Here is a 20,690-nt window from a genome sequence, read left to right on the forward strand (position 1 = left end):
ATTCAGCTGCCGACGTTTTTCAACCCGGTGGTCGGCGGCAGGGAATGTCGCCGCGAGTCGCTGCTCGGCCTCACTCAATGGAAAAGGAATGCACACCATGAACTGGAACCGCTCGTTTACCGATCTGATCCGCAACGGCCGCGCCGCGTACTGGGGCAACTGGACCCTCGACCAGAAACTCAAGGTTGGCTGTGTCGGCTTTGTGTCTCCCGACAATGGCGACTTCACCCTGGTGCAGGAGCAAGCGCCAGGGCTGACGATCAGCACGCGCAATGCTCCCAACCAATGGAAACTGTCGTCGAGCAATGTCAAGCGCACCCAGAGCAGCGTCACCCTGGACGGCTCGGCCACCGACCCTGAAACCGGCACCAAGATCACCGCCGGCACGGAAGTGAAGTGGGATTTCGCCTCCACCGGCTCCATCGCCTCGGAGTTTGGTATCGCCTCGGAGTCGTACCTGGCCGACCTCACGGTGCTGACCCAGCCGCAGACCCTGCAATGGCTCAAGGACCAGGCGGGGCGCGTCAGCATGGCCTCGAGCAACGGCATCGCCCAGGGGTTCGGGGTGGTCACCAGCGTGATCTACGCCACCAGCGGGCTCAACGTCGGCTCCCAGGACAACAGCTCGTCGTTCTCGGTCACAGGCTCCGTGGGCGGTGTCCAGGACCTGTTGGCCAGTGCCGACGCCAAGGGCTCCTACGTGTCGACCAACCAGACCAAAAGCGTCGACCAGCACCTGTGGCCCGACAAGGCCAGCACGCTGGCCAGCCAGCCGATCCCGATCGCCTACACCTTCGCCTCGTTCGACGGCGACCTGTTGATCCCCAACTGGATCACCCGCCTGGGCGGGCTGCAGATCCTGTTCAACAACAAGCCCGGCTGTACCTACATCACCGACATCACCCTCGACTACGACACGCCCACCGGCAAGCAGCACCAGTCGTTCAGCCTCAGTGGCGGCCTGTCGAAAACCGTCGGCAACATCCCACTCAACGCCACCAACATCAGTGCCCAGGTGAAGTTCAAGGGGGTGATGAACAGTGACAACTACAGCTTCAGCTGGCCGAGCCCGCTGGGCCAGTGGCTGACCGGCAGCCGTGAAATCCAGATGACCGGCGTATGGCCGGGCAAGACGTCGGCCCAGGACCTTCAGCGCTGACCAGCCTGTCGATCAATCCACTTGCAAGGAGGCAGCCCCCGAAGGGCTGCCGTGAGGACACGGACATGTACAACCTGACCGACGATTTTTTTGTGAAGCACATTCGCCCCTTGGGCGATCACGGCATCATGCCGTTCGTGGAAATGCCGGTGGTCGACGACGACCTGAAGGCGGTCATCCATCGCGCAGGGATCGTGCTGCAGGCGCGCGTGGAGGAAATGGACCATGAATATCCCAACACAGTGATGTTCATGTACAAGGACACGCTCGAAGACATCGGCGACTTTCTCGGCCAGCTCGATGCCAGGAACGCGGAGTTCGACTATTCGGGACGTATCAACTGGATCGTGACCTGGAAGGGCACCACCAAGTACGAAGTCATCAAGAACGCCTCCGGTTTTGGCGGCAATACCAACAATCGCAAGGAGTGCTGCCACTACCGCAAGGCCCACGTCGATCATGCCAGCAGTATCGGCGTGTACGACGCGTTCAAGCTGTAGGTGTTCGCCCCGGGCCGTGTGGCGGCCCGGGGCGGTTTCATCCGGCCTACCCTGCCATCGCCTGCAACTGCTCGAGCTCCTGCACCGTCAGGCTCACGCCTTCCTGCTCGCTGGCCTCGCGCTCGCGAAAACGTCGCTCGCCGGGCATGCGGCTCAAGCCCACCGCACGCATCTGCTCCACCAGTTGCCGGCTGCGCTCGGCAAAGTGATTGCCTTCGGCCTTGGCGGGGTCGATGACGATGATCAATTGCCCGGTCCAGGGTGTCTTCGCGCCGGGGTGCTGCGACCAATCGAACTCGAACGAGAAGTTGCCGCCGGTCAATGCCGCGGCCAGCAACTCGACCATCATCGACAGTGCCGAGCCCTTGTGCCCGCCAAAGGGCAGCAGAGCGCCACCGTCGAGAATCTTCTGCGGATCACGGGTCGGCTGGCCTTGGCTGTCGACGCCAATGCCATCGGGCAACTGCTCCCCCTTGCGCGCGGCGATCTGCACATCGCCATGGGCCATGGCGCTGGTGGCCATGTCGAACACGATCGGGTCGCTCTCGGCGCAGGGCGCGGCAAAGGCAATCGGGTTGGTGCCGAACAACGGCTGGTGAGCGCCGTGGGGCACCACGCACGTCATGCTGTTGACCACGCTCAAGGCCACCAGCCCCTCTTCGGCAAAGGGCTCTACATCGGGCCAGAGCGCGGCGAAATGATGCGAGTTGTGAATGGCCAGCACCGCGATTCCGGCACTGCGGGCTTTTTTCACCAGCAGCTCACGGGCAGCTGCCAGGGCGGGCTGGGCGAACCCGCCCTGGGCATCGACGCGCACAAAACCGCTGGCTACGTCCGTCACCACCGGTACGGCCTGGCCATCGACCCAGCCGCTGGCCAGGGTCGACACATAGCCGGGAATACGAAACACGCCATGACTGTGAGCGCCATCGCGCTGGGCGCTGGCGCAGTTGTAGGCAAGGCTGGCGGCCACCGCATCGCTGGTGCCATTTTGAACGAAGATCCGGTGCAACAAGGCCTGCAAGTCGGCAAAGGCAATTTGCGTGACAGCAGTGTCGGGGCGTGCGGACATCTGAAGCTCCCTTATTGGATTTGGTATGGGCTGCAGCGCTGGGCAATGCCGGGAACTCTCGCGCAGTGACAGCAAACTGTCAAATGTTGACTTGATGACAGAAAACATTCATTTTCTGTTTCCAAGTGCAACCGCCTCCGAGAATCGCCCGTGAGCCAACCGATCAAGCAACGCCTGGAAAACAGCCTGCATAACGCAGCCGCTTCGGGGCGCAAGATCGCCAGCTACATGCTCGCCAACCTGACCGACCTGCCGTTCGAAACCTCGGCAAGCCTGGCGGCGAAAATCGGCGTCAGCGAATCCAGCGTCGGCAGGTTCTGCCGTGCCCTGGGCTACGAGCACCTCAAGGCCCTCAAGCACGATCTGAAGGACGACCTGGGCGATGGTCCCTGGCTGGTCGGTGATCGTTTGCAAGAATTCCGCCAACACCATGGCAAGGATGCTGCCGGCGTCGCCCGCAGCCTCGAGCAGGAAGTCGGGGCGCTGGTGCGGGTCTATGAATACAGCCGTACCGAGGCCTGGCAAACCGTCAGCCAGCGCCTGGCACAGCGGCGCAAGGTGTTTGTCGCCGGGTTTCAGACCGAGCGCGGCATCGCCCTGTGCATGACCCACCTGCTGCAGTACCTGCGCGATGGCGTGCAGGTGGTCGACGGCAGCGCCGGGCATTTTGGCGACGTGCTGCTGAGCGACCCGGCCGACAGCGCCCTGGTGGTGTTCGAGGCGCGCCGCTATTCACGCCATGCCCTGACCCTGTGCCGCAAGGCCCGCGAGGCGGGCATCCCGGTAACACTGGTTACCGACACCTTCTGTGACTGGGCCGATGCCAACGCCGATGAGGTGTTTCGTATCCCCACCGAATTCAATCTGTTCTGGGAGTCCACCGCGACGATGCTGTCGTGGGTACACCTGATGGTCAACGAGGTCTGCAAGAAGCTAGGACCGGATGTTGAAAAACGCTTGGAAGCAACTGCCGCTCTACACAACGAATTCGTTGGCTACACGTCAGCGAGCAAACAATAGCAAGAGTGCAAACAACAGATCGAGGTGTGACATGAAACCCGTTATCCGCTTTGCAGGTGCGTGCGCCCTGCTGCTGGCCGGCATGACTTCGGCCCAGGCCGAGACCCTCAAGATTGCCACTGAAGGTGCCTACCCACCGTTCAACTATGTCGATTCGGATAACCAGCTGCACGGGTTCGACGTGGATATCACCAAGGCCCTGTGCGAGCAGATGAAAGTCGAGTGCACCCTGGTCGCCCAGGACTGGGAAGGGATCATCCCGGCGCTGATGGCCAAGAAGTACGACGCGGTGGTGGCCTCGATGATCGACACCCAGGAGCGGCGCAAGAAGATTGCCTTCACCAACCACTATTACAAGACCCCGCTGTCGGTCGCCGTGCCCAAGGACAGCGAGATCAGCGATGCGCAGACCGACTTCAAGGGCTATACGGTCGGTGCGCAGGCGTCCTCCACCCAGGCCATCTACGCCGAAGACGTCTATGGCAAGGCCGGTGCCGACGTGAAGCTCTATCCCACCCTCGATGAAGCCAACGCCGACCTCGCCGCCGGGCGCCTGGACGGTGTGATCGCCGACAAATTCCCCCTGCACGAATGGCTGGGCAAGGCCGGCAAGGACTGCTGCAAGATCCTCGGCGACGTCAACGGCACCAAGGCCGACGCCTCGATCGCCGTGCGCAAGGAAGACAGCGCCCTGCGCGAGCGCCTGAACAAGGCCCTGGACGAAATCGTCGCCAACGGCACCTACCAGAAGATCGCCAGTCGCTACTTCGACTTCGATATCTACCAGTGATCGATCGCGGGGCAGGCCCGTTCCCACAGCGTTTGTGGGAACGGGCCTGCCCCGCGAAACCCCCACCGCCTGTACCGCTCACTCTTCCTGCGAGAGGGTTCGCCCATGCTCGAACAATTGTCCCTGTTATCTTTCGCCAGTGGCGGCTGGGGCCAGGCCTTGCTGGCCGGCGCCCTGGTAACCATCTCCCTGGCGCTGGCCTGCCTGCCCATCGGCCTGCCGCTGGGCCTGGGCATCGCATTGATGGCACGCTCGCCCAAGCGCTTCCCTCGGGCCGTGGCCACAGTATTTTCCACGGTGTTCCGTGGCCTGCCCGAACTGCTCACCCTGTTGATCATCTACTACGGCTGCCAGATCGCCGCGCAGAAGATCCTCGCCGCGATGGGCTATGAAGGCGAGGTGCTGATCAATACCTTCCTGGCCGCGATGATTGCCTTCAGCCTGGTCTTCGCCGCCTTCTCCAGCGAGATCTGGCTGGGCGCCTTCAAGACCGTCGCCAAAGGGCAGTACGAGGCCTCCCAGGCCCTGGGCTTGAGCAAGGCGACGACCTTTCGCAAGGTGGTGTTTCCGCAACTGGTGCGTATCGCCATGCCGGGGCTGTCGAACAACTGGCTGTCGCTGCTCAAGGACACCTCGCTGGTCTCGACCATTTCCCTGGTCGACCTGATGCGCCAGACCAATCTTGCGGTCAGCGTCACCAAGGAACCGATGTTCTTCTACGGCGTCGCCTGCCTGGGCTACCTGCTGTTCTCGGCGCTGTCGGGCCGGGTCTTCGTGTACATCGAGCAGTATTTCAGTCGCCATCTGCGGAGTGCCCGGACATGAGTTTCGATCAACTGCTGGCCCTGGTCCTGGATCCCGACCTGCTGGAACGCTATGGCCCGCGCTTTATCGACGGCCTGCTGGTGACCGGCAAGCTGGTGGCGATTTCCTTCACCCTGGGCGCCCTGCTGGGCATGCTGCTGGCCCTGGCGCGGCTGTCGAACAGCGTGCTGTTGCAGCGGTTCAGCGCCGGCTATATCTACTTCTTCCGTGGATCGCCACTGCTGGCCCAGCTGTTCCTGCTGTACTACGGCCTGGGCTCGCTCAAGGGCTTCTGGCAGGACGTCGGCCTGTGGTGGTTCTTTCGCGACGCCTGGTACTGCACGGTACTGGCCTTCACCCTCAACACCGCAGCCTACCAGGCCGAAATCTTTCGCGGCAGCCTGCTGGCGGTCGCCCCGGGCCAGTACGAAGCAGCCAAGGCCTTGAGCCTCAAGCGCTCGACCACCTTCTTCAAGGTGATCCTGCCGCAATCGCTGATCATCGCCATCGGCCCGCTGGGCAATGAACTGATCCTGATGATCAAGGCCAGTGCAATTGCTTCGCTGGTGACCATCTACGACCTGATGGGCGTGACCAAGCTTGCCTTCTCGCGCAGCTTCGACTTCCAGATCTACCTGTGGGCCGCCGTGCTCTACCTGCTGATCGTCGAGATCGTGCGCCGCAGCCTCAAACACATAGAAGCCCGACTGGGCCGCCACCTGCGCTGATTGCCTGCTCTGTGAGGACCGTTCCAATGCATTGTCAAACCATCGTTCTGGGCGCCGGGATCGTCGGCGTCAGCACGGCCCTTCACCTGCAGGCCCGCGGGCGCAAGGTCATCCTTATCGACCGCGACGAGCCGGGCAGCGGCACCAGCCATGGCAACGCCGGGCTGATCGAACGCTCGAGCGTCATTCCCTATGCCTTCCCGCGGGAGCTGGCGAGCCTGCTGCGCTACGGCCTCAATCGTCAGTCCGACGTGCGCTACAGCCTGACCCACGTGACGAAGATCGCCCCCTGGCTGTTCAAGTACTGGCAGAACTCCTCCGCCGCGGGCCTCGCCGTGGCGACCCGGGCCATGCTGCCCCTGGTGGAGCGCTGCGTGGAAGAACACGACGCCTTGATCGAAGCCGCAGGCCTGGGCGAACTGGTCAAGGCCAACGGTTGGATCGAGGTGTTTCGCAACGACGCCGCCTTCACCAGGGCCAAGGCCGACGCCCATGCGCTCAAGCCATACGGCCTGGGCTACGAGATTCTGGATCGCGCGCAACTGCAGGCACGTGAAGCGGATCTTACCGACGGCGTGGTCGGCGGCATCCACTGGCTCGACCCCAAGACCGTCACCAGCCCCGGTGCCCTGACCCGTGGCTATGCAGCCCTGTTCGTCAAGCGCGGTGGCCAGTTCATCCACGGCGATGCCCGCACCCTGCGCCAGATCGACAGCGAATGGCAGGTGGGCAGCCGCCATGGCCCGATCACCGCGCCAGAGGTGGTCGTCGCCCTTGGCCCGCAGGCGGGCGACCTGTTCAAGCCGTTGGGCTACCGCATTCCGCTGGAAATCAAGCGCGGCTACCACATGCACTACCAGGGCCGCGACGGCGCCCAGCTCAAGCACTCGATCTGCGATGGCCAGGGCGGGTATGTACTGGCGCCCATGGCCCAGGGCATTCGCCTGACCACCGGCATCGAGTTCGCTGCCAGCAGCGATGCCGCCAACGAAATCCAGCTGCAGCGCTGCGAAACCCTTGCCCGCAGGATCTTTCCGCTGGGCCAGCGCCTGGACGCCCAACCCTGGCTGGGCAGACGCCCCTGCCTGCCCGACATGCGCCCGGTCATCGGCCCGGCCGCTCGGCACAAGGGCCTGTGGTTCAACTTCGGCCACGCCCACCACGGCCTGACTCTGGGCCCGGTCAGCGGCCGCCTGTTGGCCGAGATGATGACCGGCGAACGCACCTTCACCGACCCTGCGCCCTACAGCGCGGCACGCTTCAATTGATCGCGGGAGAATAACAACATGACCGCTTCACTGAGCCTTGCTTCCAGCCACCCTGCCCCGCAAACCGACCCGCGCAAAGTCGTGGTGCGTATCGAGGGGTTGAACAAGCACTACGGCGCCTTCCATGTACTGCGCGACATCAACCTCAACGTGCGCGAGGGCGAACGGATCGTCCTGTGCGGGCCTTCGGGGTCGGGCAAGTCCACCTTGATTCGCTGCATCAACCGCCTGGAGATCGCCGAGCACGGCAGCATCCGGGTCAACGACACCGACCTTGCCCTGACCACCCGTGAAGCGGGCCAGGTGCGCAGTGAAATCGGCATGGTGTTCCAGCACTTCAACCTGTTCCCGCACATGAGCGTGCTGGACAACTGCACCCTGGCGCCCATGACTGTGCGCGGCCTGTCGCGCAAGGAGGCCGAGGAGCGTGCGCGGTTCTACTTGAACAAGGTGGGCATCGAGAATCAGGCCGGCAAATACCCCAGCCAGCTTTCCGGTGGCCAGCAGCAACGGGTGGCCATTGCCCGGGCGCTGTGCATGAAACCCAAGATCATGCTGTTCGACGAGCCGACCTCGGCGCTGGACCCGGAAATGGTCGCCGAAGTGCTGGATGTGCTGGTGAAACTGGCTGACACCGGCATGACCATGCTGTGCGTGACCCATGAGATGGGCTTTGCCCGGCAAGTGGCCGAACGCGTGCTGTTCCTGGATGGCGGGCAGATCATCGAGGATGCAAGCCCCGAGGCGTTCTTCAACAACCCGCAGAGTGCGCGGGCCAAGGGGTTTCTTGCGCAGATCCTGCACTGACCGATGCAACCGCGGGGCAAACCCGCTCCAGTAGGAGCGGGTTTGCCCCGCGTTCAGCTTACTGCGGATGCATTTTCGACTTGATCAAGCCGATGCTGAAAGTCGGCACCGCACCACTAATCCCCTCCCCCCCGACGATCGAGTTGAGCCCCGGCCCCAGCTTTGCTCGCAGGCCCCTCTGCAACTGCTGTCAATAATAATCAACTACAAGAACCGCTGTAATACCGCCTTGCCTGGCCTGCAGCCCTGAAATTGCACCAACGCAATGAGAGCCTTCACCTGCGCAATCTGAAGTCGTTTGACATATTAAACGGCTCTGGCAAGCTGTATGACAGGTTTCGACCGGAAATGCTGGCCCAGCGCGGCGTTCCGGCAGTGCTCGAAACCTCAGGTAGCGCCCAGGTTTCAATTGCGCGCCTGCACAATAATGACAGGCCGCGCCTGTCCCAAGGTGACATATGCCCAACAGCAACATTGGCAATAAGAATCAAACCCTTCGCAAACCCGTCGTCCTGATGACCATGGGCTCCCAGGAGCGCAAAGGTCACGATTATCAGGTCATGACCCACAAATACATCGTCCCGCTGGTTGAACACGCCGGTTGCGTACCGGTCCTGGTTCCGACCTGCTGCGGTATCGAAGACCTGGAAACCTACCTGGACATGGCCGATGGCGTGTACCTGACCGGTGCCGGGAGCAACATCGACCCTGCCCTGTACGGCCAGGAGAACGAAACCCCGGGCAAGGGCCAGGACCGCAACCGCGACCTGTTCGACATCCCGCTGGTCAAGCTCGCCATCGCCCGCGGCCTGCCAATCTTCGGTATCTGCCGTGGCATGCAGGAAATCAACGTGGCCCTGGGTGGTGACATCTACCAGAAGGTCTACGCCGAGCCTGGCTTCAACGATCACCGGGAAAACCCGGAAGATCCGGTCGATGTGCAGTACAGCGCTGTCCACAGCGTGCGCATCGAGCAAGGTAGCTGGCTGCAGAAGCTGCTCAGGACCGACGAGATCCGCGTCAACTCGCTGCACGGCCAGGGCCTGAAAAACCTGGGCAAGGGCATCGAGCCGCTGGCCCGCGCCGAAGACGGCCTGGTCGAGGCAATCCATGCTCCAAGCCTGTCGCCGTTCCTGTTCGCCGTTCAGTGGCACCCGGAATGGCAAGCAGCGAAGAACCCGGACTCCGTGAAGATGTTCGAGGCCTTCGGTGAAGCCTGCCGCAAGCAAGTGGCCAAGGTTTCAGGGGTAAAGAAGCTTAGCTCCGCCGCCTGATGCAAACATCGCGGGGCAAGCCCGCTCCTATTGCAGGAGCGGGCTTGCCCCGCGATGCTTTTTAATGATCCCCATCAATAGCAATCCCCGCCCAACACGCGCACCCTGACCGAAGACTGCACGACCCAGCCACGCATACCTGTTCAGGAGAAATGGCCATGTCCCGCATGAAAGCGGCAATCTTCGTCGAAAAGAATCGCATTGTTCTGGATGAAAAGCCCATTCCCGACGTGGGCCCTTCCGATGCGCTGCTGCGCATAACCACCACCACCCTCTGCGGCACCGACGTGCACATCCTGCGCGGCGAGTACCCGGTCGCCAAGGGCCTGACCATTGGTCACGAGCCAGTGGGCATCATCGAAAAACTCGGTTCCCAGGTCCAGGGTTTCACGGAAGGCCAGCGCGTGATCGCCGGCGCCATCACCCCCAGCGGTCACAGCTATGCCTGCCTGTGTGGTTGCGCCTCGCAGGACGGCCCCGGCACCGCGCACGGCTTCCGCCCGGCCGGGGGCTGGAAGTTCGGCAACACCATCGACGGCTGCCAGGCCGAATACGTGCTGGTGCCGGACGCCATGGCCAACCTGTCGCCGATTCCCGATGGGCTGAGCGATGAACAGGTGCTGATGTGCCCCGACATCATGTCCACCGGCTTCTGCGGCGCTGAACGCGGCGGTGTGCGCATCGGCGACTGCGTCGCCGTATTTGCCCTGGGACCGATTGGCTTGTGTGCCGTCGCCGGGGCGAAGCTGATGGGGGCGACCACCATTATCGGTGTCGACACCGTCCCCGCCCGCATGAGCGTTGCACGCCAACTGGGGGCGACCCATGTGGTCGACTTCAAGCAAGGCAATGTGGTGGAGCAGATCATGGCTCTGACCCACGGCCGGGGTGTGGATGTGTCGATCGAAGCCCTTGGCACCCAATCGACCTTCGAGTCGGCCCTGCGCATCCTGCGCCCTGGCGGCACGCTGTCGAGCCTCGGAGTGTATTCCTCGGACCTGAACATCCCGCTGTCGGCCTTTGCCGCAGGGCTGGGTGACTACAGTATCGTCAGTACCCTGTGCCCCGGCGGCAAGGAGCGCATGCGCCGGCTGATGGAGGTGGTGGGCAGCGGCAGCGTCGACCTCAAGCCGCTGGTGACCCATCGCTTCAAGCTCGACGACATCGAGGCGGCGTACGAGCTGTTCGCCCATCAGCAAGACGGGGTGATGAAAGTAGCGATCACCCCATAAGGCCCGGCAGGCGTCAGGTGGACAGCATCAGCCACCGCTGAGCTGCACCTGGCGCCGCTCGCCTGCGAAGAAAAACGGACGCAGGCGCACGCCCACCAGGTTGCCGGCATAGGCGGCGATCAACCACAACCAGCCGTGCAGGCTGCCCGAGGCGATCCCACTGAAATATGCGCCGATGTTGCAGCCATAGGCCAGGCGCGAACCGTAGCCCAGCAGCAGGCCGCCCACCACCGCCGCGATCAGCGAACGCAGCCCAATGTTCAGGTTCGGTGCAAAACGCCCGGCGAGCCCGGCAGCGAGCAAGGCCCCCAGCACAATACCGATGTCCATGACCGTGGTGATGTCCTGCCACAGCGGTGAAGCCAGGGCCTTGGCATTGGCTGGCGATTGCCAGAATACCCAGCTGCCGACATCCACGCCCAGGCCGCTCAAGGTCTTGGCACCCCACAAGGCGAACGCCGAGGTAATACCCCAGGGCCGACCGGCCAGGGCCAGGGTGGCGTAGTTGAGCAAGGCCAGGGCTACCGCCCCCCACACCAGCGGCCAGGGCCCTTGCAGGAAGCGGCGCAGGCCACGCACGTCGCTTTGCACCGGCGCTTCCAGTTGGCCGTGACGGCGCTTCTCGAGTACCCGGGTCAGCCAGGCGATGGCCGCAAACAGCCCAAGGCTGGCCGCCAGGGCCGGCATCACGCCCCACGCCTTGACGATGGAAGTGGCAGGCAACGACGGCAGCGCGAACCACCAATCGGCGTGATGGGTCGCGGTCACCGAGCCGATGATGAAGAACAGCAGCGTCACCAGCATGCGCGCGTTGCCGCCGCCCACGGTGAACAGCGTGCCGGACGCGCAGCCGCCGCCCATCTGCATGCCGATCCCGAAGATGAACGCCCCGAACACCACCGACACCCCGATCGGCGCGACCAGCCCGGTGACCGGCGTGCCGAACAGGCTGCCTGCGCTCAAGGCCGGGAAAAACAGCAGCACGGCCACACTCAGCATGACCATCTGCGCCCGCAGGCCAGCACCACGGCGTTCGGTAATGAACACCCGCCAGGCCGAGGTAAAGCCGAAGGCAGCATGGTAAAGCGTCAGCCCCAGGGCGGCGCCGACGATCAGCAGCAGGACCTGTTGCAGGCCGGCAGCGCTGTTGAGGAACAGCGCGCCCACCAGCAGCAGGGCCAGCGCGCACAGCGGAACAGCAAAGCGGCGCTCAGGCGCCGCAGCAACGGTAAGACCCATCGTGGTACTCGGATTAAGCAGAACGGGCGGCGAGTATACCCCGATCAGGCGGGCCGTTCGACGCCAGGCCCCTGCAGGCGCGGCGTCCAATCCTCGACTTCGGCCTTCTCGAGGCGACGCTCCAGGGTCCGCCGCCAGGATGGCGCCAACGGCAGCGCCAGGCATTGGCGCAGGACATCGGCATCCACCTGTTTGTCGAACAACACCGCTGACAACCGCGCCACCGACCACTGCGGGCTCGGGCGCTCGACCAGTTCGAACATCGCCCCTGCCCGCAGCACGCCCTCCTCCAGCACCCGGTAGTACCAGCCGGTGCGGCCACTTTGCTGGACCCGCAGCGACATGTCCCCGACCCCGAAGCGGTCATTGAGCTTCCAGCACGGCATGCGCCCCTGGGAAACCTCCAGCAACGCCGTACCCACCCGCAGGCGGTCGCCCAGGCACACCGAGTGCTCGGTCCAGCCATGGGTACTGAGGTTTTCCCCGAAAGCGCCGGGGGCCTGCAGCAAAGGGTGCTCGCCCAACTCCAGCGCCCAGGCACTGTAGTGCTCGCGCGGGTAATGGTGGATGGCCTTGTCCTTGCCGCCATGAACCCGCAGGTCGCCCTGCTCGTCGCCGGCCAGGCCCAGATAGGTGACGGCCACTTCGCCATTGCGCGGCTGCTTGTCGATGGCGCTGCTGGAGCCTGGCCGGGTATAGGCCACGGCCTTGCCGGTGAGTACGGCATCAAGCGTCAGGGGGATCGCCGTCATGGGCATTTACTCCGTCGGTTCGGCGAGCTGGTGCTCGCGGCAGATCAAATCGCGCTCGGCCATGGCCAAAGGCTCCCGGGTCAGTTCACAAAAGCCGCCGTCGGTGGTGATGCGATGAAAGCGGCAGGTCTTGCACAGGCCAAAGCCCGGTACGTTTTCGTTGCGCTGGATCGTGCGCAACAGGTCGAGCAGCAAGCCTTCCAGGTCCTCGGCGCGGGCGCCCATGCGGGCGGTAGCGGCGGCGAGGAAGTCCGGCGGCATCACCGCGTCGAGCAACGCCCGGGCAGGCTCCGTCAGGCTCAGGTGCACGCTGCGCTTGTCGCTCACAGCCTGCGTCTTGAGGATCAAGCCCTTGGCTTCCAGGGCCTTGAGCGATTGCGACACCGTGCCTTTGGTCAGGCCCAGGTACTCGGTCACCGCCAGCGGCGTATTGGAGTAACGGTTGCAGCGCGCCAGGTACAGCAAGGCGCTCAGCTGAATGGGCTGGAGCTCGGCCAGCAGCGGGTGCTGGCGAAACCAGACGCGGGTCAGGCTCGACAGCCGTTCCAACAGGTCGAATAGCACGGCGCTTGGCCTCGATGAATGACGTCGATAGATAGTATCGAATAAAAACTATATTGACAAAGGCTGGGATCGGCTTAGGCTATTTGGTATCGAATCGAAACCATAAACCACCGGAGTGATCCCATGAAACGTACCCTCGCCTTCACCCTCACCTTGCTGGCCACCCAGGCCTGGGCCCATGAAAGCCCTGGTATCAGCAGCGCCAAAGGCAATGCCGAGGCCGCCTTCGATCTGGTCCAGACCCGGGTCTTCAAGCAAGGCGACAACCTGGTGTTCGAGCAACTTGTGGACGGCAAGGCCGGCAGTCGCCTGCCCACCGCCAAGGGCGCATTTGCCGGCGCCGAGGTCTACAGCTATGTGTGGCCCACCAGCCTGGACAGCAGCAGCGTGGGCTTCGACGCCAAGGCCGGTATCCTGGCCCTGGCCCTGACCTCGCACCCGGACTTCGACGACACGCCCAAGCTCGATGAAAACCGCGACGGCAAGACCGACAACGACGGTGGCCTGTGGCATTCCCACTGGGTGGTGCTGAGCAAGGATGAAAGCTGCGGCCCGGGAGGACTCAAGGTGCGTGACATCCCCAAGGGGGCGACGCCGAAGCTGCCTGCCACCTGGCCGGGCGCGCCGATCTACATCGACTCCCCCGGCTACGACCTGAGCGTGGACAAGAACGCCGCGCGGATCAGCGTGCCACTGGCGGCCGTGGGCTTCCCGCAGACATTCAACTATGACGGCGTGACGGCGGCGCTGAAGGTCAATGCCGACCTGCACAACCCGTTGCTGTGCGTCAGCAGCGTCTGGGACATCAGCTCGGGCGATCTGTCGCTGCCTGGGACCTGGAAGCTCAAGCCGTAGGAGGGGATCGTTCGCGGGACAAGCCCGCCCCTACCGGTCAAGACAGTTGCTATGCTGGAGGTCATGAACGCCACCCTGCCCACCCGTTCCCCCTGCCCACCCGGCGCTTGCGATTGCGGCCGGGAATCGTTGCAGGACATGCGCATCCTTTTGCTGACCCGGCAGGAAGAAAAGCGCCTGATCGAACGCCTGGAAAACCTGCAGGACCTGGCCGACCTCGAGCATATGCAGCGCAAGCTGTACGAGAACCTGGGGATTCGCCTGCACATCAGTCCAAGCTTCAACGAAGTGCGGACCATGCGTGGCTTCACCATCCAGATCGACGACCTGCCGGGCCTGTGCCGCAAGACCCGGCAGAGCATTCCCGCCGCCATCCGTCGGGCCCTGGAACGCAAGCCGGAGATTGCCTACCGGCTGCTCGATAACCATGACCTGTTGCGCGATGCCTGACCACCCCGGCCGCCTGGCGTCCAAGCGCAGCGGTTACCAGTTGTAGGTCAGCTCGGTCGTCAAGGTCCGCCCTTCTCCGTAATAGCAGTCCACATCGCTGGTACAGCGGCTGACGTACACCTTGTCTTCGAGGTTCTGCAGGTTCATCTGCAGCTTCACGCCCTTGAGCCGCAGCGGCGACTGCTGCAAGTCATAGGAAATCATGCCGTCGTACACCGTATAGGACGGGATGCTGAAGTTGCCGTCGGCAAAGTCGGTGCCGTCACTGCCGCGCACGTAGCGCGCGCCCAAACCCATGCCCAGGCCCGCCAGCGGGGTGTCACCGATAAAGTGATAATCGAGCCACAACGACGCCGTCAACGGTGGCGTGCCGGCGGGGTGACGCCCCTCGCGCCCGTCATTGTCCTTGGTGTAGGTCACGTCGTTGCGCGACACCGAAGCAATCACCCCCAGGTTGTCAGTGAGGTTGGCCTTGCCCTCCAGCTCCACGCCACGGGACCGCAGTTCGCCGACCTGGCTGCTGAATCCGGGGTTGCTGACATCGGTGGTGAGGATGTTCTGCTGCTCGATCTCGTACACCGACAGCTGGATGAAGCTGTCCTGCCCCGGAGGCTGGTACTTGACCCCGGCCTCGACCTGCTTGCCGGTGGACGGCTCGAACGGTTTGCCGCCACGGTCAGTGCCGCTCAACGGCAGGAACGACTCGGAATAACTCACATAGGGCGTGAAGCCGTTGTCGAAGGCGTAGCCAAGCCCCGCCCGGCCGGTGAACTTCTCATCCTTGACGTTGCTGAAATTGCCAGCAATCGGCTGGCGGGTGTCGACCTCGACCCAGTCATAGCGGCCGCCCAGGGTCAGGAACCAGTTTTCCCACTTGAGCTGGTCCTGCACATACAGGCCCGTCTGGGTAACCGTATTGTCCCAATCGTAGGGTTGGCCGAAATTCAGCGGCTGGCCGTACACCGGCGAGTACAGGTCGATGATCGGCGGGTTGCGGTCGTACAGGCCGAGGAACTTGGAATTGGAGTGGTAGTAGTCGACCCCCACCAGCAGGGTGTGGGCCACATCGAAGGTGTTGAACTTGGCCTGGGCCATGTTATCGACGCCAAACACCTTGTTGCGCTGCGCCCAGTCGACGCCGAAGCGGGTCTGGTAGCGCTGGTCGTCAACCCCGGTCTGCGGGTTGGTCACGAAGCGGTAGCCATGCAGGGGTGCCCGGTAGCGGTCGTCGACATAGGCGTAGCGGGTGTTCTGCTTGAGAGTCCAGACATCGTCGAGCTCATGGCTCACTTCATAGCCGAAGGTGTACTGCTCGCGATCATAGGCGTTGACGCCCGGCTCGCCAATGAAGCGGCTGCGCTTGATCCGCCCGTTGGGGCTCTCGAATACCGTGCCCACGGCAGGCAGGCCCTGGGCCTCGGGCACGCCATTGTCTTTCTGGTAGTGACCGTAGAGCGTCAGGCGGGTCTGCTCGCTGGGGTTCCAGGTGAGGCTGGGCGCCAGTACGAAGCGCTGCGATTCGACATAGTCGATCTCGCCGTTCTTGTCGAAGCCGCTACCGGTCAGGCGGTAGAGGAACTCGCTCTGATCATCGATTGGCCCGGCAAAGTCGAAGGAGGCAGCACGACGATCCTGGCTGCCGCCGCCCAGCACCACCTCGCGCAAGGGCGTACTGGTAGGACGCTTGGACACCATGTTCACCAGGCCGCCCGGCTGGTTCTGGCCGTAGAGCACCGATGCGGGGCCCTTCATCACCTCGATGCGCTCCAGCAGGTAGGGGTCGATCTGCAACGCGCCGCCGGTACTGCCGCCCCCGTAGGGCAAGTGCAGGCCGTCCAGGTACAAGGGCGTCGGGCTGAACCCCCGAGACGTGGGTTCGTCGAAGATGCCGACGCGATCGGAGAAACCACCCCCGGTAATACCGGGGGTATAGCGCAGGGCCTGGGTCACCGACTGCGAGCCCAGGGCCTTGATCTCTTCCTGGGTAATGATGTTGATGGTCTGCGGTGTCTCCAGTACCGAGGTGTCGGTCTTGGTCGCGGTGCCGGTGCGCTTGGCCACATAGCCCACCACCGGACCCCAGGCATCTTCATCGCCCTGCCCGGTGACCTGGGTGGCACCCAGTTCCACGGCATCGCCGACCACCGCTGGCTCAAGGCTCCAGGTACCGCCAGCGGTGATGCTCAAGCGCAAGCCACTGCCGCGCAGGGCCTGGCTGGCGGCTTGCTCCGGTGTGAGCTGGCCACTGACGGGGGCGGCCCGCTTGCCCTGCACCAGCACAGGGTTTACCGACAGCACACGCCCGGACTGACGGGCGATGCGGCTCAGGCTTTCACCCAGGTCGCCGGCAGGAATATCGAAGGCCTGGGTGGCGCTGACGGCGCTCGCGTCCTGCGCCAGGACGTACATCGGCGTGCTGCTGCCCAGCGCGATGGCAAGGGCCAGCAGGCTGGGGCGGATCATGGAATCGGGCATTGGCTGTGGGCTCGTTCGAAGTTGTTGTCCATAACGAGGACACGCCAGGCGCGGGATCCCCTCACCTCCCGCTGAAATTCTTGAAATCAGATCACATCAATGCGGGTCAGCCAGCTGCCGAGGCTGTCGACACGGATCGGCAGGGTTTCGCTCAGCGACAGCAAGGTTCGATCACTGTCATCCAGCGGGAAGCTGCCATACACACGGATCTGCGCCGCTTGCGGGCTGATGCGCAGCAACCCGGCGCGGTAGGGGCGCAACGCCTCGACCAATTCACCCAGCGGTTCGTCGCGCACATCCACGCGCCCTTCGGTCCAGCTGGCGCGCGTGCGCAGCGACGGCGCCAGCGCCTCACTGCGCACACCGTCGAAGCGAAATGCCTGACCTTGCTCGACCTTCAGCGGGACGGCGCTGCCAGTGCTGAGCAGCACGCTGTGTTGCTGTACCGAGACCAGGCTTTGCTGGTTCTCCTGGCGCACCATGAACCGGGTCCCCAGGGCCTGTACCTGCCCCTGGCGCGTGGCGATGATGAACGGCCGACCGGGCTCGGCGGCCACCTCGACCTGCAGCTCGCCGTCGCGCAGTATCACCAGGCGCTGGCTGGCATTGAACCGCAGGTCCACGGCGCTGCGGGCATTGAGGCGCAAGCGCGAACCATCGGCCAGAGTAAAGGTACGACGCTCGCCGGTGCCGGTGTGCAGGTCGGCCAGTACATCGCCCAGGGGTATGCGTCGATGCACGAGGCCCGCACCGCCCAAGCCCAGCAACAGCATGGCCAGCCCTCCCCCCAACACCTTGCGCCGCGAAGGCGATGGCTGCGTGCGCAGGCTGCGGCTGGCCATGGCCAACTGCCCCGGGTTGCGTTGCTCGGCCTGGTGCAGGTCGGCCAGGGGTTGCTCGAGCACCGCATTGACCCGTTGCCAGGCCGTCTGGTGGCTCGGGCATCGCTGCAACCACAGCTCGAAGGCATGGTGCATGCGACTCTGCGTCGGGGCGTTTTCAAGTTTGAGCAGCCAGCCCACGGCTTCGTGGGTAGCGCGATCGACCGGTACGTTACTCATTCGGGGCTCACACTCAGGCAATGCAGGAAGGCCCGGCGCAGATCACGCTCTACCGTCGCCAGCGACACCCCCAGGTGCTCGGCAATCGACGGTTGGCTCAACCCTTCCAGGCGATGCAGAATAAAAGCGTGGCGCACCCGTTGCGGCAGTCCGTCCAGCAGCCGGTCGATCTGCGCCAGGGCTTCGCGCACCAGCAACACGTCCTCGGCAGACGGCATGCACTGCACCGGCAAGCGCTCCAGTTCTTCGAGATAGGCCTGTTCCAGCGCACGACGTCGAAACAGATTGATCAACAGCCGCCGGGCAACCGTGGCCAGAAAGGCACGGGGCTCTTCAAGGGCCGGCAATGCCGTGCTGCCCATGGCCCGGACAAAGGTATCCTGTGCCAGGTCGGCAGCGTCATGGGGGCAGTTCAGGCGGCGATACAGCCAGGCACGCAACCAGCGATGATGATCGCTGTACAGATGGGCCACGATAGCCTTTGAGTCGACAGAGCTGGTCACTTCGATCATCACGCGCTAATGGTAATTAGTCTCATTATCATGATGGCACCGTGAATATACAATCCCCCTGCAGGAACAGATGACAGATGCCCGTCCTGACACCCCGTGAGGTTTACCAGCAACTGCGCGACGCCGCCCTGGGTGTTCGCCCACTGCAGCCCCTGCCCCCTCGCCTGGCCGGTGGCCAGGTACGCGTAGATATCGAGGGCTGGCAGTTGCTGCTGGACTTCGAAGGCCAGCGCCTGCACCACTGCGAGCACTGCCGCCACCCCGACGGCCGCGAGGGTTCGCTGGACACCTGGCAACGCTATGGCACCGACCCGGTCAGCCTGTTGAGCACCTGGGAGTTGGCACAGATCGAACGGTTGTTGCTGGGCACGCCGCAGCGATAGTTGCTAGGCTGCGTGTCTGTCTGGAATGCACAACAAGGATGTGGTGATGCAGCGATATACCCTTCGACCCGCACAGCCCGGCGATGGCCAGGCGGTTTTCGATGTTACCCGCCAATCGATCAACGCCCTGGCCAACGGCCGGTACAGCCCCGAGCAACTCCAGGGCTGGATGGGCGAACGAACACCCGCGTTCTACGAGCAGTTGATCGCCCACGGACACATGGTCGTGGCCTTGAGCGAGGGCAGAATCGTCGGTTTTGTCGACGCAGAGCCCGGCGAAGTCACACGGTTGTTCATCCTGCCCGAGGCATCCGGTACCGGGCTGGGGGCGCGCTTGCTGCACATCGGCATCGACAAGGCACAGGCGCCTGGCATCGATATGATCAAGGTGGAATCGACCCTTAACGCGGAGGGTTTCTACCAGAAGCACGGGTTCGTGACCCGCCGCCGGGGCTTCTTCAGCCACGGCATCGGTGGACAGCCTATCGATATTGTCCACATGGAGCTGCACAGGTAGAAGCGAGGCAAGCCCGCCGCTACATCAGCCAGCCGGCGACACCGCAACCGATCACCACCAGCCATGGAGGCAGCTTCCAGCGCATCAACGCCAGCAATGCCACCAGCGCCAGGCCCAGGTCCGCCGGGCGCAGAATGGCGCTGCTCCACACCGGGCGATACAGCGCAGCCAGCAGCAACCCGACGACCGCCGCATTGATCCCAAGCATCGCCGCTTGCATGCTCAGGTTTTGCCGCAGCTGCTCCCAAAAAGGCACCGCCCCCATCACCAGCAAGAACGACGGCACAAAGATCGCCACCAGGCACAGCAGGCCTCCTGCCCAGCCGGAGGGGCCCACTTGCATCGAGGCCCCGAGGAACGCGGCAAAGGTGAACAAGGGGCCCGGCATTGCCTGGGTGGCGCCGTAGCCGGCCAGGAAGGTTTCACCGGCGACCCAGCCCGTGGGCACCACTTCGGCCTGCAGCAACGGCAGCACCACGTGCCCACCACCAAACACCAGCGAGCCACTGCGGTAGAAGGCATCGAACATCGCCAGCGCCGGGCTCGGCCAGCGTTCGGCCAGCAACGGCAACCCCACCAGCAGGACAAAAAACAGCGTCAGCCAGCACACACCCGCACGCTTGCCGACCATGATGGGCAGCGGCTCGTGGGCGCTGGCCCTGCCGGGGGCAAACAGCAGCAGCCCGGCCACGCCCGCCGCCACCATCACGCCTACCTGCACCCAGGGCGAAGGCACCACCAGCACCAAGGCTGCAGCCACCAGCATCAGCGTTATGCGCGGGGCATCCGGACACAGCGTGCGGCCCATGCCCCAGACCGCCTGGGCCACCACCGCCACGGCGACCACGTGCAGACCATGAAGCACACCGGCGGGTATCGCAGAACCAAAGCCGTTCACACCCAGGGCAATCAGCATCAGCACCAGCGCTGAAGGCAGCGTGAAGCCCAGCCAGGCCGCCAGGGCGCCCCGGTAGCCCGCACGCGACAGCCCCAGGGCGATACCGACCTGACTGCTGGCAGGGCCTGGCAAGAATTGACAGAGCGTCACCAGGTCAACATAGCTACGCTCGCTGAGCCAACGTCGACGGGTCACGAACTCGTCGCGAAAATAGCCAAGATGGGCGACCGGGCCGCCGAATGCGCTCAGGCCCAGGCGCAAGAAGATGAGAAAGACCTGCCAGGGGCTGGATGCTGGGGTGCGGGGCATGCGCGGCGCTTCTGATCTGTA

General features: G+C 63.9%; 22 protein-coding genes. 14 read left to right on the forward strand and 8 right to left on the reverse strand.

Translation table 11 applies throughout. The features are described 5' to 3' along the window. Positions 1 to 97: 97 nt before the first annotated feature. Together NPS58_RS15165 and NPS58_RS15170 are read left to right on the forward strand one after the other, a co-directional pair. Positions 98 to 1,159 carry a hypothetical protein gene (locus tag NPS58_RS15165; RefSeq protein WP_274116170.1) on the forward strand — a complete coding sequence of 354 codons (1,062 nt, stop codon included), beginning with the start codon at positions 98 to 100 and terminating at the stop codon, positions 1,157 to 1,159. A gap of 65 nt (positions 1,160 to 1,224) precedes the next feature. Then, a complete protein-coding gene (locus NPS58_RS15170) occupies positions 1,225 to 1,659 on the forward strand; it encodes a hypothetical protein (RefSeq protein ID WP_274116171.1) in 435 nt (144 codons plus the stop codon). A gap of 46 nt (positions 1,660 to 1,705) precedes the next feature. Here the strand turns inward: NPS58_RS15170 and NPS58_RS15175 are convergent, their stop codons facing one another. Beyond that, positions 1,706 to 2,731, reverse strand: coding sequence for an Ldh family oxidoreductase (locus NPS58_RS15175; RefSeq protein WP_274116172.1), 1,026 nt, complete (start codon positions 2,729 to 2,731; stop codon positions 1,706 to 1,708). Positions 2,732 to 2,881: 150 nt separating this feature from the next. On the opposite strand from NPS58_RS15175, the gene NPS58_RS15180 reads away from it, so the two are divergent. The 8 genes from NPS58_RS15180 (at position 2,882) to NPS58_RS15215 (ending at position 10,654) form a co-directional block, all read left to right on the forward strand. After that, entirely contained in the window at positions 2,882 to 3,751 is an 870-nt protein-coding gene (locus NPS58_RS15180; RefSeq protein WP_274116173.1) for a MurR/RpiR family transcriptional regulator, read from the forward strand. A 31-nt stretch (positions 3,752 to 3,782) separates the two neighbouring features. Continuing rightward, positions 3,783 to 4,541 carry a transporter substrate-binding domain-containing protein gene (locus NPS58_RS15185; RefSeq protein ID WP_274116174.1) on the forward strand — a complete coding sequence of 253 codons (759 nt, stop codon included), beginning with the start codon at positions 3,783 to 3,785 and terminating at the stop codon, positions 4,539 to 4,541. A gap of 105 nt (positions 4,542 to 4,646) precedes the next feature. After that, positions 4,647 to 5,366, forward strand: a complete 720-nt coding sequence (locus tag NPS58_RS15190) for an ABC transporter permease (RefSeq protein ID WP_274116175.1) — start codon at positions 4,647 to 4,649, stop codon at positions 5,364 to 5,366. Then, positions 5,363 to 6,073: an ABC transporter permease gene (locus NPS58_RS15195; RefSeq protein ID WP_274116176.1), complete on the forward strand. Its 711-nt coding sequence runs from the start codon at positions 5,363 to 5,365 to the stop codon at positions 6,071 to 6,073. Before NPS58_RS15190 ends, NPS58_RS15195 begins: the two co-directional genes overlap by 4 nt. Before the next feature lie 26 nt (positions 6,074 to 6,099). Further along, a complete protein-coding gene (locus NPS58_RS15200) occupies positions 6,100 to 7,341 on the forward strand; it encodes an NAD(P)/FAD-dependent oxidoreductase (protein ID WP_274116177.1) in 1,242 nt (413 codons plus the stop codon). An 18-nt stretch (positions 7,342 to 7,359) separates the two neighbouring features. Further along, positions 7,360 to 8,148 carry an amino acid ABC transporter ATP-binding protein gene (locus NPS58_RS15205; protein ID WP_274116178.1) on the forward strand — a complete coding sequence of 263 codons (789 nt, stop codon included), beginning with the start codon at positions 7,360 to 7,362 and terminating at the stop codon, positions 8,146 to 8,148. Positions 8,149 to 8,606: 458 nt separating this feature from the next. Continuing rightward, positions 8,607 to 9,422, forward strand: coding sequence for a gamma-glutamyl-gamma-aminobutyrate hydrolase family protein (locus NPS58_RS15210; RefSeq protein ID WP_274116179.1), 816 nt, complete (start codon positions 8,607 to 8,609; stop codon positions 9,420 to 9,422). Between the two features lie 158 nt (positions 9,423 to 9,580). Then, complete coding sequence (locus NPS58_RS15215) at positions 9,581 to 10,654, forward strand: NAD(P)-dependent alcohol dehydrogenase (RefSeq protein WP_274116180.1); 1,074 nt, start codon at positions 9,581 to 9,583, stop codon at positions 10,652 to 10,654. 27 nt (positions 10,655 to 10,681) lie between these two features. On the opposite strand, the gene NPS58_RS15220 is transcribed toward NPS58_RS15215, so the two are convergent. The 3 genes from NPS58_RS15220 to NPS58_RS15230 are packed head-to-tail and all read right to left on the reverse strand — an operon-like array spanning position 10,682 to position 13,209. Then, positions 10,682 to 11,893 (reverse strand): YeeE/YedE family protein, encoded by a 1,212-nt coding sequence (locus tag NPS58_RS15220; RefSeq protein ID WP_274116181.1) that lies wholly within the window; start codon positions 11,891 to 11,893, stop codon positions 10,682 to 10,684. Positions 11,894 to 11,937: 44 nt separating this feature from the next. Then, positions 11,938 to 12,651 carry an MOSC domain-containing protein gene (locus NPS58_RS15225; protein WP_274116182.1) on the reverse strand — a complete coding sequence of 238 codons (714 nt, stop codon included), beginning with the start codon at positions 12,649 to 12,651 and terminating at the stop codon, positions 11,938 to 11,940. Next, positions 12,652 to 13,209 (reverse strand): MarR family winged helix-turn-helix transcriptional regulator, encoded by a 558-nt coding sequence (locus NPS58_RS15230; RefSeq protein WP_274116183.1) that lies wholly within the window; start codon positions 13,207 to 13,209, stop codon positions 12,652 to 12,654. A 123-nt stretch (positions 13,210 to 13,332) separates the two neighbouring features. Here NPS58_RS15230 and NPS58_RS15235 point away from each other — a divergent pair, with 123 nt between their 5' ends. Then, a complete protein-coding gene (locus NPS58_RS15235; protein WP_274116184.1) occupies positions 13,333 to 14,064 on the forward strand; it encodes a hypothetical protein in 732 nt (243 codons plus the stop codon). A gap of 63 nt (positions 14,065 to 14,127) precedes the next feature. Further along, the gene (locus NPS58_RS15240) at positions 14,128 to 14,514 is read left to right on the forward strand and encodes a hypothetical protein (RefSeq protein WP_274116546.1); all 387 of its coding nucleotides are present in this window, start codon (positions 14,128 to 14,130) and stop codon (positions 14,512 to 14,514) included. 33 nt (positions 14,515 to 14,547) lie between these two features. Here the strand turns inward: NPS58_RS15240 and NPS58_RS15245 are convergent, their stop codons facing one another. The 3 genes from NPS58_RS15245 to NPS58_RS15255 form a co-directional block, all read right to left on the reverse strand. After that, a complete protein-coding gene (locus tag NPS58_RS15245) occupies positions 14,548 to 16,989 on the reverse strand; it encodes a TonB-dependent siderophore receptor (protein WP_274116185.1) in 2,442 nt (813 codons plus the stop codon). Positions 16,990 to 17,075: 86 nt separating this feature from the next. Next, the gene (locus tag NPS58_RS15250) at positions 17,076 to 18,050 is read right to left on the reverse strand and encodes a FecR domain-containing protein (protein ID WP_274116186.1); all 975 of its coding nucleotides are present in this window, start codon (positions 18,048 to 18,050) and stop codon (positions 17,076 to 17,078) included. Then, on the reverse strand, positions 18,047 to 18,562 hold the full coding sequence (locus NPS58_RS15255; protein WP_274116187.1) for a sigma-70 family RNA polymerase sigma factor: 516 nt from the start codon (positions 18,560 to 18,562) through the stop codon (positions 18,047 to 18,049). The genes NPS58_RS15250 and NPS58_RS15255 overlap by 4 nt, the downstream gene beginning before the upstream one ends. Before the next feature lie 77 nt (positions 18,563 to 18,639). On the opposite strand from NPS58_RS15255, the gene NPS58_RS15260 reads away from it, so the two are divergent. Together NPS58_RS15260 and NPS58_RS15265 are read left to right on the forward strand one after the other, a co-directional pair. Beyond that, a complete protein-coding gene (locus NPS58_RS15260; RefSeq protein WP_274116188.1) occupies positions 18,640 to 18,945 on the forward strand; it encodes a DUF7693 family protein in 306 nt (101 codons plus the stop codon). A gap of 46 nt (positions 18,946 to 18,991) precedes the next feature. Beyond that, entirely contained in the window at positions 18,992 to 19,462 is a 471-nt protein-coding gene (locus NPS58_RS15265; protein ID WP_274116189.1) for a GNAT family N-acetyltransferase, read from the forward strand. Positions 19,463 to 19,481: 19 nt separating this feature from the next. Here the strand turns inward: NPS58_RS15265 and chrA are convergent, their stop codons facing one another. Further along, positions 19,482 to 20,669, reverse strand: coding sequence for a chromate efflux transporter (gene chrA / locus NPS58_RS15270; protein WP_274116190.1), 1,188 nt, complete (start codon positions 20,667 to 20,669; stop codon positions 19,482 to 19,484). Positions 20,670 to 20,690 lie beyond the last annotated feature (21 nt).

Source organism: Pseudomonas putida (assembly GCF_028682455.1).
Classification (GTDB): Bacteria; Pseudomonadota; Gammaproteobacteria; order Pseudomonadales; family Pseudomonadaceae; genus Aquipseudomonas; species Aquipseudomonas putida_AA.

Coding starts and splice junctions, on each gene's coding strand:
- NPS58_RS15165 (WP_274116170.1), top strand. CDS start 98: ATGAACTGGAACCGCTCGTTTACCGATCTGATCCGCAACGGCCGCGCC.
- NPS58_RS15170 (WP_274116171.1), top strand. CDS start 1,225: ATGTACAACCTGACCGACGATTTTTTTGTGAAGCACATTCGCCCCTTG.
- NPS58_RS15175 (WP_274116172.1), bottom strand. CDS start 2,731: ATGTCCGCACGCCCCGACACTGCTGTCACGCAAATTGCCTTTGCCGAC.
- NPS58_RS15185 (WP_274116174.1), top strand. CDS start 3,783: ATGAAACCCGTTATCCGCTTTGCAGGTGCGTGCGCCCTGCTGCTGGCC.
- NPS58_RS15190 (WP_274116175.1), top strand. CDS start 4,647: ATGCTCGAACAATTGTCCCTGTTATCTTTCGCCAGTGGCGGCTGGGGC.
- NPS58_RS15195 (WP_274116176.1), top strand. CDS start 5,363: ATGAGTTTCGATCAACTGCTGGCCCTGGTCCTGGATCCCGACCTGCTG.
- NPS58_RS15200 (WP_274116177.1), top strand. CDS start 6,100: ATGCATTGTCAAACCATCGTTCTGGGCGCCGGGATCGTCGGCGTCAGC.
- NPS58_RS15205 (WP_274116178.1), top strand. CDS start 7,360: ATGACCGCTTCACTGAGCCTTGCTTCCAGCCACCCTGCCCCGCAAACC.
- NPS58_RS15210 (WP_274116179.1), top strand. CDS start 8,607: ATGCCCAACAGCAACATTGGCAATAAGAATCAAACCCTTCGCAAACCC.
- NPS58_RS15215 (WP_274116180.1), top strand. CDS start 9,581: ATGTCCCGCATGAAAGCGGCAATCTTCGTCGAAAAGAATCGCATTGTT.
- NPS58_RS15220 (WP_274116181.1), bottom strand. CDS start 11,893: ATGGGTCTTACCGTTGCTGCGGCGCCTGAGCGCCGCTTTGCTGTTCCG.
- NPS58_RS15225 (WP_274116182.1), bottom strand. CDS start 12,651: ATGCCCATGACGGCGATCCCCCTGACGCTTGATGCCGTACTCACCGGC.
- NPS58_RS15235 (WP_274116184.1), top strand. CDS start 13,333: ATGAAACGTACCCTCGCCTTCACCCTCACCTTGCTGGCCACCCAGGCC.
- NPS58_RS15240 (WP_274116546.1), top strand. CDS start 14,128: ATGAACGCCACCCTGCCCACCCGTTCCCCCTGCCCACCCGGCGCTTGC.
- NPS58_RS15245 (WP_274116185.1), bottom strand. CDS start 16,989: ATGCCCGATTCCATGATCCGCCCCAGCCTGCTGGCCCTTGCCATCGCG.
- NPS58_RS15250 (WP_274116186.1), bottom strand. CDS start 18,050: ATGAGTAACGTACCGGTCGATCGCGCTACCCACGAAGCCGTGGGCTGG.
- NPS58_RS15255 (WP_274116187.1), bottom strand. CDS start 18,562: ATGATCGAAGTGACCAGCTCTGTCGACTCAAAGGCTATCGTGGCCCAT.
- NPS58_RS15260 (WP_274116188.1), top strand. CDS start 18,640: ATGCCCGTCCTGACACCCCGTGAGGTTTACCAGCAACTGCGCGACGCC.
- NPS58_RS15265 (WP_274116189.1), top strand. CDS start 18,992: ATGCAGCGATATACCCTTCGACCCGCACAGCCCGGCGATGGCCAGGCG.
- chrA (WP_274116190.1), bottom strand. CDS start 20,669: ATGCCCCGCACCCCAGCATCCAGCCCCTGGCAGGTCTTTCTCATCTTC.